Here is a 14,660-nt window from a genome sequence, read left to right as displayed (position 1 = left end):
CGGCGCCCCCAGCAGCACCGAGTGGCTCAGTGCTCGATCCCGTCGGCCAGTTTCTGACCCCGCAGCAGAAACCACGCTGCGATCGCCGTGGCGAAAAGCACCGCCGCACCCACCGCCGCCGCCGTCTGGAAGCCGGACGTGAACGCGTCCCGCGCCGCGGACAGCATCGCCTGCGCCTGGGCCGGAGGCAGGTGCACCGCCGCCTCCACCGCGCCGCCGAGCGAGTCGTGGGCCTCGGTGGCGATGTCCGCCGGGACGCCCACCGGGGTCTCGAACCCCCGGTAGATGCCGGTCACCACCGAGCCGAGCAGGGCGATCCCGAGGGCCGCGCCCAGTTCGTACGCCGTCTCGGAGACCGCCGATGCCGCGCCCGCCTGCTCCTTGGGGACGCTGGAGAGGATGACGTCGGCCGTCACCGTGAAGGCGAGGCCCGCGCCGAGCCCGCCCACGAACAGGGCGATGCCCAGGGACACCACCCTGGTGTCCGCGCCGAGCGCCACGCAGGCGGCGAGGGCCAGGGCGACCGCCGCGAGGCCGCCGGAGACCGCGCTGCGTACGGAGGCCCGGCGGGCGATCGTGCCGGCCGCGAGGCCCGCGCCCACCGCGCCGACCGCGGCGGGCAGTTCGATGAGCCCGGCCTCCAGCGGCGAGCGGCCCTGGACCAGTTGGAGGAACTGGGAGAGGAAGAACACCAGCCCCGACAGGCCGAGGATGGTCAGCAGGTCGGCCAGGACCGCGCCGGAGAAGCCCCGGTGGTGGAAGAGCCGGATGTCCAGGAGCGGCGAATCCAGGGTCCGCTGGCGGCGTACGAACCAGACGAGGGCCGCGATGCCGAGCACGGCCGACACCGCGATGTCCCAGCGGAACCCATTGACCGCGGCCTCCTTCACCGCGTACACCACGGCGACCATGCCGACCAGCGAGAGCCCGACACTGATGAGGTCCCAGGGACCGGGGTTCGGGTCGCGCGACTCGGGGAGCAGCTTGATGCCGACCAGGACCAGGACGGCCATCACCGGCAGGTTGATCAGGAAGACCGAGCCCCACCAGAAGTTCTCCAGGAGGAACCCGCCGACGACCGGGCCGACCGCGGCGCCCGCGGACGCGGCGGCGCCCCAGATGCCCACGGCGAGGCTGCGCTCCCGGGGGTCGTGGAAGATGTTGCGGATCAGGGCGAGCGTGGACGGCATCAGGGTCGCGCCCGCGACGCCGAGCAGTGCGCGCGCCAGGATCATCATCTCCGGACTCGACGCGTAGGCGTTGAGCACGGACACCGCGCCGAACGCCACGGCGCCCAGGAGCAGCAGTTTCTTGCGGCCGATGCGGTCGCCGAGGCTGCCCATGGAGACCAGGAGTCCGGCGATGACGAACGAGTAGACGTCGCCGATCCACAGCAGCTGGGTGCCGGACGGCTTGAGGTCCTCGCTGAGGAAGGGCGTGGCGAGGCCGAGCACGGTGGCGTCGACGGCCACGAGCAGCACGGCGAGGACGAGGACCGCGAGCGCGAGCCAGCGGCCCATCCGGCCGACGGCGTGGTGCTCCCGCGGTTCGGTTGCGGTCACTTCTCCACGCTCCGCCGTACGCCGCCGAGCAGCAACTCGGCGATCATGTACTGGAAGTCCTTGGCGGCGACCCGGCCGTCCTGCACCGCCCAGGCACCCGCGCCGATCAGCCCGTACAGGGCCTCGGTGAGCCAGGCGGGGGTGAGGTCGATGCGGAACTCGCCCTGCTCCTGGCCGCGCCGGAAGAGCACGGAGACGCGGGCGTCGATGCGGGCCCAGCCCGCGTTCATCTGCTCGCCCTCGAAGAGCTGGTTCTCGGTGACGAGGAAGGCGAGGAGGCCCGCCACGGGCTCGACCTCGGCGACCATGCGGCGCAGCGCGTCCGAGGCGTCGCCCTCGTCGAGCCGGGCCGTGTCCAGGGCGCCCTCCAGCTCCCGGATGCCGAGCTCCTCCAGCGCTCTGACGAGGGCTTCCCGCCCGGCGAAGTGCCGGTGCAGGGTGGCCCGGCCGATTCCGGCGGCGCGGGCGACCTCGTCCATGGTGGCGGTGGCTTTACGGGTGAGGAGAGCGGCGGCGGTGCGGAGCACCTGGTCTCGATCCACGGTCATGAGACAACCATAGCCCGAGTGAGACATATACGTCTCACTCGGGCTATCGATGCAGACACCCCCGGCGGACCTACTTCTTCGCGGTCGCCCAGGCGTGCTGGACCGTCAAGTCGGCCTTGATCTCGGCGAGTTGGACGGCCACCGCCGAGGGGGCCGTGCCGCCGCGGCCGCTGCGGGAGGCGAGCGCGCCCTTGACGTCGAGGACCGAACGGACCTCGGGGGTCAGGTGCTCGGAGATCTTGGCGAACTGCTCGTCGGTGAGCTGGTCCAGCTCGATGCCGTGCGCCTCGCACTCCTTGACGCACCCACCCGCGACCTCGTGCGCGACCCGGAACGGCACGCCCTGCTTGACCAGCCACTCGGCGATGTCGGTGGCGAGCGAGAAACCGGCCGGGGCGAGCTCCTCCATCCGCTCCCGGTTGACGGTGAGCGTGGCCATCATCCCGGTGAAGGCGGGCAGCAGCACCTCCAGCTGGTCGCAGGAGTCGAAGACCGGCTCCTTGTCCTCCTGGAGGTCCCGGTTGTACGCGAGCGGCAGCGCCTTCAGCGTGGCCATCAGGCCGGTGAGGTTGCCGATGAGGCGGCCGGACTTGCCCCGCGCCAGCTCGGCGATGTCCGGGTTCTTCTTCTGCGGCATGATCGACGAGCCGGTCGAGAAGGCGTCGTGCAGGGTCACGAAGGAGAACTCCTTCGTGTTCCAGATGATGATCTCCTCCGCGATCCGCGACAGGTTCACGCCGATCATCGCGGTGATGAAGGCGAACTCGGCGACGAAGTCCCGCGAGGCCGTGCCGTCGATGGAGTTGCCGACCGAGCCGTGCTCGAAGCCGAGTTCGGCGGCGACGGCCTCCGGGTCGAGCCCGAGCGAGGAGCCCGCCAACGCGCCCGATCCGTAAGGCGATACGGCCGTGCGGGTGTCCCACTGCCGCAGCCGCTCGGCGTCCCGGGACAGCGACTGGACGTGGGCGAGCATGTGGTGGGCGAAGAGGACGGGCTGGGCGTGCTGGAGGTGCGTACGGCCGGGCATGGCGACGTCCGCGTGCGCCTCGGCGAGGCCGACCAGGGCGTCCTGGAGCTCGGCGATCAGGCCGCCGATGGTGCGGGCGCGGTCGCGCAGGTACATCCGGAAGAGCGTGGCGATCTGGTCGTTGCGGGACCGGCCGGCCCGCAGCTTGCCGCCGAGGTCGGCGCCGAGGCGCTCCAGGAGGCCGCGCTCCAGGGCGGTGTGGCAGTCCTCGTCGGCGATGGTCCCGACGAAGGAGCCGTCGGCGACGTCGGCTTCGAGCTGGTCCAGGCCGGCGATCATCCGCTGGAGCTCGTCGGCGGTGAGCAGGCCCGCCTTGTGGAGCACGCGGGCGTGCGCACGGGAGCCCGCCAGGTCGTACGGGGCGAGCCGCCAGTCGAAGTGGACCGACGCGGACAGGTTCGCCAGCGCCTCGGCGGGACCGTCGGCGAACCGGGCGCCCCAGAGCCGGACGTCACCGTTGTTGCTGCTCACAGCTCAAGCTCCTCAGAAGGGATGGATGTGCCACCGCCTCCCCGCCGCGGAGGAACGGGGAGGCGGCCGTATAACGGGTCACGCTCACGTGAAGTCGCGCCTGGCGGCGATCTCGGTGATAGGCATAACTATGCAGTGCTCCGTATGTTCTGTCAATGAGCTCGATGCCGGACGCCGAGCCCGCCCGCATCCCGCGGGCTGAAACCCCCTGCCGCCCCGGCCCTCGGGAGCGGATAATCCGGCCCATGGGAAAGACCTACGAACGCATAGACGGACGCCTCAGGGCCTTCATCGAAGAGCAGCACATCTTCTTCACCGCCACCGCTCCGCTCGACGGCGAGGGGACCATCAACCTCTCCCCCAAGGGCCTGACGGGATCGTTCGCGGTGCTCGACGAGCAGACCGTGGCCTACCTCGACTTCGCCGGCTCCAACGCCGAGACCATCGCCCACCTCCGCGAGAACGGCCGGATCACCCTGATGTGGTGCGCCTTCCAGGGGCCGCCGAACATCGTGCGCGTGCACGGCCGGGGCGAGCCGGTCTTCCGCGACGACCCGCGCTTCGAGGACCTGCTCGGCCACTTCCCCGCCATCGACCCCACCCAGCACGGACTGCGCGCCGTCGTGGTGGTCACCGCCGACCTCGTCCGCGACACCTGCGGTTACGCGGTGCCCACCATGTCGTACGACGAGGACCGCGACCTGCACGCCAGGCGGTTCGCGCGCGAGGACGACGACAGCCTGAGCGCGTACTTCGAGAAGAAGGACCACATCGCGACCAGCATCGACGGCCTGCCGGGGCTGCCGCTTCCGCTGCCCAAGCGCGTGGCCTGACCCTCGCGCGGGTCGCGCGGACGGAGCAACGCGCGCCGGTTCGGGCGGCCGGGCGCGGCGGCTGAGCATACGGTCCGGAACATGCGCATCGCTGCTCTGCTCCTGGCGTCCCTGCTCGTCCCGCTCGCCGTGCCCGCGCACCCCGGGCCGCTGCCGGAGCGGATGGCGTACGCCGGTGGCGGCAGTCAGCTGATCACCGCGGAGGCGCCCTCCCTCGGGGCCACCACGGGCACGCTCACCTGGTGGGACCGGCGGGGCGGGCGCTGGGTGGCGGCGGGCTCGGCGCCCGCCAGGTTCGGCGCGAAGGGCCTGGTCGAGGGCGACTCGCGCGTCCAGGGCACCGACACCACGCCCACCGGCCTGTTCACGCTGCCGTACGCCTTCGGGGTCGCGCCCGCGCCGCACGGCACCCGCTATCCCTACCGGCGCGCGACGGACGGGTCCTGGTGGTGCCAGGACAACGAGTCCCGCAGGTACAACCGCTGGGTGGAGGGGCTGCCCCGGGACTGCCGGGCGAGCGAGTCGGAGCATCTGACCGCGTACGCGAGCCAGTACGCCCGCGCGCTCGTCATCGGCTTCAACTACCGGCGGCCGGTGCGCGGCCGGGGCGCCGGGATCTTCCTGCACGTCAACGGGCGCGGCGCGACGGCCGGTTGTGTGTCGGTGTCCGCCGAGGCGATGACCCGGGTGCTGATGTGGATGCATCCGCTGCGGCGCCCGCACATCGCGATCGGCACGACGAGCGGGCCGACCGCGATCACCCGCTACTGAACTCGCTCACCACAGGCGGGAGTTGGGGGCCCGAGCCCCCGACTCCCGTCAGCGGTGGTCGTTCTGGGCGAGGCGCAGCAGATGGTCGGCCAGCGCCTGGCCGCCCGACGGGTCGCGGCTGATCAGCATGAGCGTGTCGTCGCCCGCGATCGTGCCGAGGATGTCGTGCAGTTCGGCCTGGTCGATGGCCGAGGCGAGGAACTGGGCGGCGCCGGGCGGCGTGCGCAGGACCACCAGGTTGGCGGAGGCCTCGGCGGAGATGAGGAGTTCCGCGGACAGCCTGCGCATCCGCTCCTCCTTCGCCGACTCGCCGAGGGGCGCCTTCGGCGTGCGGAAGCCGCCCTCACTGGGCACCGCGTAGATCAGCTCGCCGCCGGTGTTGCGGATCTTCACCGCGCCCAGCTCGTCGAGGTCGCGGGAGAGCGTCGCCTGGGTGACGCTCAGCCCGTCGTCCGCGAGGAGCTTGGCGAGCTGGCTCTGGGACCGCACCGGCTGCCGGTTGAGGATGTCCACGATCCGGCGGTGGCGGGCGGTGCGGGTCTGCGGTACGGCGGGGCCGCCCGGCTCGAAGTCCTGCGCCTCGTCGGTCATCGTCGTCTCATTCTCCGGATCGTCCGTCCCCGTTGACTGTGTCGAGAACGCCGGGCAGGGCCTGGAGGAACGCGTCCACCTCCGCGTCACCGATGATGAGCGGCGGCATGAGCCGTACGACATCGGGGGCGGGCGCGTTGACCAGGAAGCCGGCATCCTGAGCCGCCAGCTGCACCTGAGGCGCGAGGGGCTCGTTGAGCACGATACCCAGCAGCAGCCCCACACCACGGACATGGGAGACCAACGGGTGCCCCAGCGCCTCGATTCCGTCGCGCAGCTTCTCGCCGGTCCGCTTGACCTGGTCGAGCGCTCCGTCGGCGGACAGCGTGTCGATGACGGCGAGTCCGGCGGCGCAGGCGATGGGGTTCCCGCCGAAGGTGGTGCCGTGCATGCCGGGCTTGAGCAGCTCGGCCGCGGCGCCGAAGGCGACCGTCGCGCCGATCGGAAGACCGCCGCCGAGGCCCTTGGCCAGCGTCACGACGTCCGGGTCGACACCCTCGTGCCGCTGGTGCTCGAACCAGGCGCCGGTCCGCCCGATGCCGGTCTGCACCTCGTCCAGGACGAGCAGCGTTCCGGTGGCGCGGGTGATCTCCCGGGCGGCCTTGAGGTAGCCGGCCGGCGGGACGACCACGCCGATCTCGCCCTGGATGGGCTCGATGATGACGAAGGCCGTCTCTTCGGTGACGGCCGCCCGCAGCGCCTCGACGTCGCCGAACGGTACGTGGGTGACATCGCCGGGCAGCGGCAGGAACGGCGTCCGCTTGCCCTCCTGGCCGGTGAGCGCGAGCGCGCCCATCGTGCGGCCGTGGAAGCCGCCGTCGGTGGCGACCATGTGGGTGCGCCCGGTCAGTCGGCCGATCTTGAACGCGGCTTCGTTGGCCTCGGCGCCGGAGTTGCAGAAGTAAACGCGTCCGGGCCGGTCGAAGAGCTGGAGGAGGCGTTCGGCGAGCGCCACCGGCGGCTCCGCGACGAACAGGTTCGAGACGTGGCCGAGCGAGCCGATCTGCTGGGTCACGGCCTGCACGACGGCCGGGTGGGCGTGGCCGAGCGCGTTGACCGCGATGCCGCCCACGAAGTCGGCGTACGCGGTGCCGTCCGCGTCCCAGACCGTTGCGCCCGCGCCGCGTACGAGCGAGAGCTTCGGCGTGCCGTAGTTGTCCGTCATGACGTGCTGCCAGCGCTGTGCGAGCTCCTGGTTGGTCACCGCACTCCCCCTTGTCCGTCCGTTGCGCCTTGTCCGTCGGGCACGACCATCGTGCCGATGCCCTCGTCGGTGAAGATCTCAAGGAGGATCGAGTGCTGGACCCGTCCGTCGATGACGCGCGCGGTGTTGACCCCGTTGCGCACCGCGAACAGGCAGCCCTCCATCTTGGGGACCATGCCGCTGGAGAGCTCGGGCAGCAGCTTCTCCAGCTGACTGGCCGTCAGTTTGCTGATGACGTCGTCGCTGTTGGGCCAGTCCTCGTAGAGACCTTCGACGTCGGTGAGGACCATCAGGGTCTCGGCGCCCAGCGCCGCAGCGAGTGCCGCAGCCGCCGTATCAGCATTGACGTTGTAGACATGTCCGTCGTCCTGGGAGCGGGCGATCGAGGAGATGACCGGGATCCGGCCGTCGTCCAGGAGCGCCTGGATGGCGCCCGGGTCGATCGCGGTGATCTGGCCGACCCGGCCGATGTCGACCAGCTCGCCGTCGATCTCGGGGCGGTGCTGGGTGGCGGTGATGGTGTGGGCGTCCTCGCCGGTCATGCCGACGGCGAGCGGCCCGTGCTGGTTGAGCAGCCCGACGAGCTCGCGCTGCACCTGCCCGGCGAGCACCATCCGGACCACGTCCATGGCCTCGGGCGTGGTGACCCTGAGGCCCGCCTTGAACTCGCTGACCAGGCCCTGCTTGTCGAGCTGGGCGCTGATCTGCGGTCCGCCGCCGTGCACGACGACGGGCTTGAGGCCGGACTGCCGCAGGAACACGACGTCCTGGGCGAAGGCGGCCTTCAGCTCCTCGTCGACCATGGCGTTGCCGCCGAACTTGATGACGACGGTCTTGCCGTGGTGCCGGGTCAGCCAGGGCAGCGCCTCGATGAGGGTCTGCGCCTTGGGCAGCGCGGTGTGTTTACGGGTACTCATGGGCGCAGCCCATTCCTTGGAAGGGTGGTGGTGGGAGACGGGCGGGCGCTCATGAGCTGTACGCGCTGTTCTCGTGGACGTAGTCGGCGGTGAGGTCGTTGGCCCAGATGACGACGGGCTCGCTGCCGCCGGCCGCGAGGTCGGCGGTGATCTTGACCTCCCGGTAGCGCATGTCGACGAGGTCGCGGTCCTCGCCGACCGAGCCGTTCTTGCAGACCCAGACGCCGTTGATGGCGACGTTCAGCCGGTCGGGGTCGAAGGCGGCCTTCGTGGTGCCGATGGCGGACAGGACACGGCCCCAGTTGGGGTCCTCGCCGTGGATCGCGCACTTGAGCAGGTTGTTCCGGGCGATGGACCGCCCGACCTCGACGGCGTCGTCCTCGCTCGCGGCGTTGATGACCTCGATGCGGATGTCCTTGGAGGCGCCCTCGGCGTCCCCGATGAGCTGCCGCGCGAGATCGTCGCAGACGGTCCGCACGGACTCGGCGAACTCCCCGTATTCCGGGACGAGTTCGGAAGCGCCGGAGGCGAGGAGCAGCACGGTGTCGTTGGTGGACATGCAGCCGTCGGAGTCGACCCGGTCGAAGGTCTGGCGCGTGGCGTCGCGCAGCGCCTTGTCGAGCGTGGCGGCGTCGAGGTCGGCGTCGGTGGTGAGCACGACCAGCATGGTGGCGAGCCCGGGGGCGAGCATGCCCGCGCCCTTGGCCATGCCGCCGACGGTCCAGCCGTCCTTCGTGACGACACTCGTCTTGTGCACGGTGTCGGTGGTCTTGATGGCGATGGCGGCCTTCTCACCGCCGTGCGGGGAGAGTTCGGCCGCCGCCTGCTCGATGCCGGGCAGGAGCTTGTCCATCGGGAGCAGCACGCCGATGAGCCCGGTGGACGCGACGGCGACCTCGCCCGCACTGTGTCCGTCGAGCACCTCGGCGACCTTCTCGGCCGTGGCGTGGGTGTCCTGGAAGCCCTTGGGACCCGTACAGGCGTTGGCGCCACCGGAGTTGAGGATGACGGCGCTCACCTCGCCGCCCTTGAGGACCTGCTCGGACCACAGGACCGGGGCTGCCTTGACGCGGTTGGAGGTGAAGACGCCCGCGGCCGCTCGGCGGGGCCCGGTGTTGACCACGAGGGCCAGGTCCGGGTTGCCGTTCTGCTTGATCCCGGCGGCGATGCCCGCCGCCGTGAATCCCTGCGCTGCGGTCACGCTCACGGCGCAACTCCAATCGTGGAAAGGCCGGTGGACTCGTCGAGTCCGAGGGCGATGTTCATGCTCTGCACCGCGCCGCCGGCGGTGCCCTTCGTGAGGTTGTCGATGGCGCTGACGGCGATGACGCGCCCCGCGCTCTCGTCGTGCGCCACCTGCACCTGAACGGAGTTGGACCCGTACACCGAAGCGGTGGCCGGCCACTGCCCGGCGGGGAGCAGGTGCACGAACGGCTCGTCCGCGAAGGCCTTCTCGTACGCGGCCCGTACGCTCTCGGCGGTGACGCCGTCCTTCGCCTTCGCGGAACAGGTGGCGAGGATGCCGCGGGACATCGGCGCGAGGGTGGGCGTGAAGGACACGGTGACGTCCTCGCCCGCCACGGCGCTGAGGTTCTGGATCATCTCGGGGGTGTGCCGGTGCCCGCCGCCCACGCCGTACGGGGACATCGAGCCCATGACCTCGCTGCCGAGCAGGTGCGGCTTGAGCGCCTTGCCCGCGCCGGAAGTGCCGGTGGCGGCGACGATCACGGCGTCGCTCTCCACGAGGCCGCCCTGGTACGCCGGGAAGAGCGCGAGGGAGACGGCCGTCGGGTAGCAGCCCGGCACGGCGATCCGCCGCGTCGACCCCAACGCGTCCCGCGCGCCCGGCAGTTCGGGCAGCCCGTACGGCCAGGACCCGGCGTGCGCCGAACCGTAGAACTTCTCCCAGTCGGCGGCGTCCCGGAGCCGGAAGTCGGCCCCCATGTCGACGACGAGGACGTCCGGCCCCAGCCGCTCGGCCACCGCCGCCGACTGGCCGTGCGGCAGCGCCAGAAAGACGACGTCGTGCCCGGCGAGCACCTCGGCGGTGGTCGGCTCAAGCGTGCGCCCGGCCAGCGGAACGAGATGCGGCTGAAGCGAACCGAGCAGCTGCCCGGCGTTGGAGTTCGCGGTCAGCGCCCCGATCTCGACCCCGGGATGCCCGAGCAGCAGGCGCAGAAGCTCCCCGCCCGCATACCCACTGGCCCCTGCCACTGCCGCACGTACCGCCGCCATCGTTCCTCCTCGGTGATGGCATGACTATACGCAGCTATGCAGTTTTATGCAAAGGCTCTCCGGTGGCGGGCCTACAGATCTCGTTGCCGAGTGCATAGGGTCACCGGCATGGCACTGCGACCTGTTCAGGTGAACATCAAGGCTCTCGATGACTCGGCGGTCGGCCGGTTCTGGGCACGAGCGCTCGGCTGGGGTGTTTCCAGCGAGGCCCCCGGCGTGACCAACGTCGAACCCACCGGCGGCTTCGTCTGGCCGGACCCGGTCGCCGTATGCATCGACGTCGTGACCGTCCCGGAGCCCAAGACGGCGACGAAGAACCGTGTCCACCTCGACCTGGCCACCACGTCCGCGGCCCATCAGACGGAGCTGGTCACGCGCCTGAAGGCAATGGGCGCGACGCCCGCCGACGTGGGCCAGGGCGACGTGCCGTGGACGGTCCTCGCCGACCCGGAGGGCAACGAATTCTGCGTGCTCGAACCCCGGGAGATCTACCGGGACACCGGGCCGATCGCCGCGGTGGTGGTCGACTGCGCGGATCCGCGGGCCATGGCCCGGTTCTGGGACGAGGCGATCGACTGGACCCTGCACGAGGTGACCGACGAACGAGCGGTGCTGCGCTCCGCCAAGGGTGTCGGCCCGTATCTGGAGTTCCTCCGCACGTCCGACGTGCACACCGCGGCGGACCGCGTCCATCTCGACCTGCTGCCGTACCCCGGCGACGATCAGGAGGCGGAGGTGGCCCGGCTGCGGGCGCTCGGCGCCACCGACCTCGACCTCGGCCAGGGCGACGCCTCCTGGAAGTGCATGTCGACGCCGGAGGGGCACGAGTTCTGCGTCCTGCGCCCGGCCAAGGCGTAGCCCCGAGGACACCCGGGGCTCGCGTATCGGTGGAATGACCGATGTGCGGCGGGCGGCGGCCCGGCCATAGTCCACGGAGATCGTTCACGGGTCGCCATGGGGGCGCCCGGTTCTGGAAGGGATCCTCTGTGGACGCGTATGCGGATCTGGTGTTCGTCGGCGGGCAAGTGGTCACGGTCGACGCGGAGTTCTCCGTCGCCTCGGCGCTGGCGGTGACCGGCGGGGTCATCACGGCCGTCGGCGGGCGGGACGACGTCGCGCCGCTCGTCGGGCCCGGCACCCGCGTCTTCGACCTTCGCGGGGCGACGCTGCTGCCCGGGATCAACGATTCCCATCTGCACGGATGCGCCTTCGGCATGGCTACGCCGCCGCTCTCCCTCGACGTCGGCCACCCCGCCGTCTCGTCGCTGGCCGACGTGGCCGCGACGGTCGCGGACGCCGTCCGGCGGGCGCCCGGCGGGCAGTGGATCACCGGGCACGGCTGGGACCCCGGCTACCTCGACGAGTGCGTGTCCGATCCGTCGCGGCTGCCCTCGCGGCGCGACCTCGACGCGGTGAGCGCCGACCACCCCGTCGTCCTGTACTCCTTCTCCGGGCATGCCACTTGGGTCAACTCCAAGGCGCTCCGGCTCATGGGGATCGACCGGCACACCGTCGCGCCGCCCGGCGGGGCCATCGTCGCGGACGCGGCCGGAGAGCCGACCGGGCTCCTCCGCGAAGGCGCCCAGGCCCTCGTCCAGAACGCGCTGCCGCCGCTCAGCCGGCAGGAGCGGACCGATGCGGTCAGGTCGACCCTCGCCACGCTCGCCCGGCTCGGCGTGACCAGCTACACCGAGCCCGGGCTCGGCCCCGGCGGCGACGGGATCATGCGGGGCGCCCTCGGCGCGGAGACCCTCGACGTCTACCGCCGCCTGCTCGCGGACGGCGAACTGACCGCCCGCGTGGGCGTGTTGCTGCTGCCCACCGGAATGGCGAGCACCGCCGAAGAGTTCGCCCGTACGCTCACCGGGCTCGGCGCGTGCGGCGACGCCGATCCGCGCCGCCTCGCGATCCACGGGGTCAAGATCTTCGCCGACGGGATCGTCCCCAACAAGACCGCGTGGATGCACGAGCCGTACGTCGGCGGCGGCTGCGGCTCGCTGTGCGTCGGCGGCGAGAACGACGCGGAGCGGATCACCGCGATCGAGGCCATGATCCGGCAGGCCCACGCGGCCGGGCACCAGCTGGGCGTCCACGTCACGGGCGACCGGGCCTGCGACACCGTCGCGGACGCCTTCGCCGCCGCCATGGCCGAACACCCGCGGCCCGACGCCCGCCACTACGTCATCCACGGCGACTTCCTCACCGCGCACAGCATGAAGGTGCTGGCCGCGCACGGCTTCGGCGTCAACATGAACCCCACCATCAAGTGGACCGTCGCCGACATGGAGGAGGAGTTCGTCGGCGCCGGACGAGCCGCGTACGCCTGGCCCTACCGCGATGCCCTCGACGCGGGCGTACGGGTCGCCAGCGGGTCGGACGCCCCCGTCACATACCCGGACTGGCGCCAGGGCGTCGCCACCATGGTGCTGCGCGAGTCGAAGGCCGGCGGCCGGGTCAGCGGCCCCGAGCAGCGCATCGGCCTGGCCGAGGCGCTCCGTACGTACACGATCGACGCGGCCTGGCAGGACTTCGCCGACGACTGGAAGGGCTCCCTGGAGCCGGGCAAGGCCGCCGACCTCTGCGTGCTCGACGGGGACCTGCTCGCCGCCGACCCGCACGACATCCCGTCGATGCGCGTCGTGCTCACCGTCATGGACGGCCGAGTCGTGCACGACGCACTGCGCGATTGACGCATTCCGGTCTCATGATCATCCTTGGCGGATGACAGCGCACCGGAGCACGGCGGACATCCTGGACGCGGCCGTCCACGTCAGGGAGGCCGCCAGGAACGCCACGAGCGGCGCGGCCGGCGTCGACACGGTCCTGGAGGCGCTGTCGGAGGTCCTTGAGTACGACCACGCCTCCCTGACCCGGTGGGATCCGCTGCGCCGGCGCCACACCACCCTGGCGGGGAGCTACCCGGAGGACGCCACGGCCTACATCGAGACCCGCCTCCACCACGACCCGGTGTTCCCCGTGCTCCGCACCCCGGCCCAGGGCGGTCTCTGGCTCGGGGACGTGCCCCCGCGGCTCCTGGCGGCATCGCCGGGTTTCCAGGACGTCCTGTCCCCCCTGGGCATCGAGGACGGCGTGGCCCAGTGCCTGTTCGCCGTGGACGGCCGGTACGTCGGCATGCTGAACGTCAGCACCCGCCGCCCCCGGCGCACCCCCGATCCGGCCCGCGCGGTGGTCACCCTGCTCACGGAATCCCTCGCGGCGACGGTCGCCGTCCGCGAGGAGCCGGGGCCGCCCGGCGGGCTCTCGCCCAGGGAACTCCAGGTGCTGGCCGAACTGACCACAGGCCGCACCAACCGGGAGATAGCCGAGCGCCTGTACGTCACACCACGCACGGTGGGCACCCACATCGAACACATCCTGGCCAAGCTCGACCTCCCCAACCGCGCGGCGGCCGCGGCGCGGGCGGTGGTGTGGGGGATCGAACCGAGCGGCTGACGTGGGCTGGGAACGGGGACAGGGACGGGGACGATGCGAGCGCTAGGATCCCGGCCATGGCCCTGACCATGAAGGACGTCGATCTGTTCGAGGCCTCCAGGCCGCGCCTGGAAGCCATCGCCTACCGGCTGCTCGGCTCCGCGAGTGAGGCCGAGGACGCCGTGCAGGAGACGTTTCTGCGGTGGCAGGCCGGTGACGTCGAGCGCATCGAGGTGCCCGAGGCCTGGCTGACGAAGGTCCTCACCCATCTGTGTCTCAACCAGCTCACCTCGGCCCGCGCGCGGCGCGAGACCTACGTGGGGCAGTGGCTTCCCGAGCCGTTGCTCGAAGGGGACCCGATGCTCGGGCCCGCCGACACCGCCGAGCAGCGCGAGTCGGTCTCGTACGCGGTCCTCGCCCTGCTTGAGCGCCTCTCCCCCAACGAGCGGGCGGTGTACGTGCTGCGGGAGGCGTTCGCGTACTCGCACCGGGAGATCGCCGCGATCCTCGACATCAGCGAGGCCGCCGGCCAGCAGATCTACCACCGGGCCAAGAAGCACATCGCCGAGGGCAAGGCCCGTACCGAGATCGACGAGGCCGCCGCACGGCGGATCGTGGACGAGTTCCTCGCGGCCGCCACCAGCGGCCGGACCGAGCCGCTCGTACGGCTGCTCACCCAGGACGCCATCTCGGTCGGCGACGGCGGTGGGAAGGTCCCGGCCCGCGCGAAGGCGTTCGAGGGGGCTCTCGCGGTCGCGAAGTTCCTGCGGGGCCTGTTCAAGCCCGGCAAGGCCAAGCGTGCCCTGATCGGCGGCTCGGCCGAGGTCTACGCCGCGACGGCCAACCAAGGCCCCGCCGTCGTGGCGGTCGTCGACGGCCGGGTCGTCGGCGTCATGTGCCTGGAGGTCACCGCCGAGGGCATCGCCGCCGTCCGCAACCAGGTCAACCCCGACAAGCTCGAACGCGCCACCGAGCGGTGGGCGGCGGCCGAGCACGGGGAGCCGCTGTTCAACGCCTTCTGACGCGGATGTGATCTGGTTCACATCGCGTTCCTGTCAGGAAACGGCGG

General features: G+C 71.5%; 14 protein-coding genes. 6 read left to right on the top strand and 8 right to left on the bottom strand.

Annotation, left to right across the window (positions count from 1 at the left end):
- Window positions 1-26: 26 nt before the first annotated feature.
- From OHA17_RS32075 to argH, 3 genes are all read right to left on the bottom strand, one after another.
- Window positions 27-1,520: an MFS transporter gene (locus tag OHA17_RS32075; RefSeq protein ID WP_406510869.1), complete on the bottom strand. Its 1,494-nt coding sequence runs from the start codon at window positions 1,518-1,520 to the stop codon at window positions 27-29.
- A gap of 38 nt (window positions 1,521-1,558) precedes the next feature.
- Window positions 1,559-2,110, bottom strand: a complete 552-nt coding sequence (locus tag OHA17_RS32070; RefSeq protein WP_406509419.1) for a TetR/AcrR family transcriptional regulator — start codon at window positions 2,108-2,110, stop codon at window positions 1,559-1,561.
- A gap of 70 nt (window positions 2,111-2,180) precedes the next feature.
- Complete coding sequence (argH, locus tag OHA17_RS32065) at window positions 2,181-3,608, bottom strand: argininosuccinate lyase (protein ID WP_406509418.1); 1,428 nt, start codon at window positions 3,606-3,608, stop codon at window positions 2,181-2,183.
- 245 nt (window positions 3,609-3,853) lie between these two features.
- On the opposite strand from argH, the gene OHA17_RS32060 reads away from it, so the two are divergent.
- Together OHA17_RS32060 and OHA17_RS32055 are read left to right on the top strand one after the other, a co-directional pair.
- Entirely contained in the window at window positions 3,854-4,441 is a 588-nt protein-coding gene (locus OHA17_RS32060; protein WP_398877547.1) for a pyridoxamine 5'-phosphate oxidase family protein, read from the top strand.
- Between the two features lie 81 nt (window positions 4,442-4,522).
- Window positions 4,523-5,212 (top strand): L,D-transpeptidase, encoded by a 690-nt coding sequence (locus OHA17_RS32055; RefSeq protein ID WP_406509417.1) that lies wholly within the window; start codon window positions 4,523-4,525, stop codon window positions 5,210-5,212.
- A 48-nt stretch (window positions 5,213-5,260) separates the two neighbouring features.
- On the opposite strand, the gene OHA17_RS32050 is transcribed toward OHA17_RS32055, so the two are convergent.
- From OHA17_RS32050 to argC, 5 genes are read right to left on the bottom strand one after another with little or no spacing between them, the layout of a single operon-like run.
- Entirely contained in the window at window positions 5,261-5,803 is a 543-nt protein-coding gene (locus OHA17_RS32050) for an arginine repressor (protein WP_053723584.1), read from the bottom strand.
- A gap of 7 nt (window positions 5,804-5,810) precedes the next feature.
- Entirely contained in the window at window positions 5,811-6,968 is a 1,158-nt protein-coding gene (locus OHA17_RS32045) for an acetylornithine transaminase (RefSeq protein WP_406510868.1), read from the bottom strand.
- Between the two features lie 35 nt (window positions 6,969-7,003).
- On the bottom strand, window positions 7,004-7,924 hold the full coding sequence (argB, locus tag OHA17_RS32040) for an acetylglutamate kinase (protein WP_399489482.1): 921 nt from the start codon (window positions 7,922-7,924) through the stop codon (window positions 7,004-7,006).
- A 49-nt stretch (window positions 7,925-7,973) separates the two neighbouring features.
- Window positions 7,974-9,131: a bifunctional glutamate N-acetyltransferase/amino-acid acetyltransferase ArgJ gene (gene argJ / locus OHA17_RS32035; RefSeq protein WP_406509416.1), complete on the bottom strand. Its 1,158-nt coding sequence runs from the start codon at window positions 9,129-9,131 to the stop codon at window positions 7,974-7,976.
- Window positions 9,128-10,159 carry an N-acetyl-gamma-glutamyl-phosphate reductase gene (argC, locus tag OHA17_RS32030; protein ID WP_406509415.1) on the bottom strand — a complete coding sequence of 344 codons (1,032 nt, stop codon included), beginning with the start codon at window positions 10,157-10,159 and terminating at the stop codon, window positions 9,128-9,130. Before argC ends, argJ begins: the two co-directional genes overlap by 4 nt.
- Before the next feature lie 108 nt (window positions 10,160-10,267).
- Between argC and OHA17_RS32025 the strand changes: the two genes are divergently transcribed.
- The 4 genes from OHA17_RS32025 to sigJ all read left to right on the top strand — a co-directional run bounded on the left by OHA17_RS32025 (window position 10,268) and on the right by sigJ (window position 14,613).
- Window positions 10,268-11,017, top strand: a complete 750-nt coding sequence (locus OHA17_RS32025) for a VOC family protein (RefSeq protein ID WP_406509414.1) — start codon at window positions 10,268-10,270, stop codon at window positions 11,015-11,017.
- Window positions 11,018-11,145: 128 nt separating this feature from the next.
- Window positions 11,146-12,849, top strand: coding sequence for an amidohydrolase (locus tag OHA17_RS32020; protein ID WP_406509413.1), 1,704 nt, complete (start codon window positions 11,146-11,148; stop codon window positions 12,847-12,849).
- Between the two features lie 31 nt (window positions 12,850-12,880).
- Window positions 12,881-13,612 carry a LuxR C-terminal-related transcriptional regulator gene (locus OHA17_RS32015; RefSeq protein WP_406509412.1) on the top strand — a complete coding sequence of 244 codons (732 nt, stop codon included), beginning with the start codon at window positions 12,881-12,883 and terminating at the stop codon, window positions 13,610-13,612.
- Between the two features lie 56 nt (window positions 13,613-13,668).
- Window positions 13,669-14,613, top strand: a complete 945-nt coding sequence (gene sigJ, locus OHA17_RS32010) for an RNA polymerase sigma factor SigJ (protein WP_406509411.1) — start codon at window positions 13,669-13,671, stop codon at window positions 14,611-14,613.
- Window positions 14,614-14,660: the final 47 nt, after the last annotated feature.

It is taken from the genome of Streptomyces sp. NBC_00212 (genome assembly GCF_045206365.1).
In the GTDB taxonomy this organism is placed as follows: domain Bacteria; phylum Actinomycetota; class Actinomycetes; order Streptomycetales; family Streptomycetaceae; genus Streptomyces.
The sequence above is the reverse complement of the archived record's forward strand: the minus strand, read 5'-3'. Positions and strand labels throughout refer to the sequence as shown.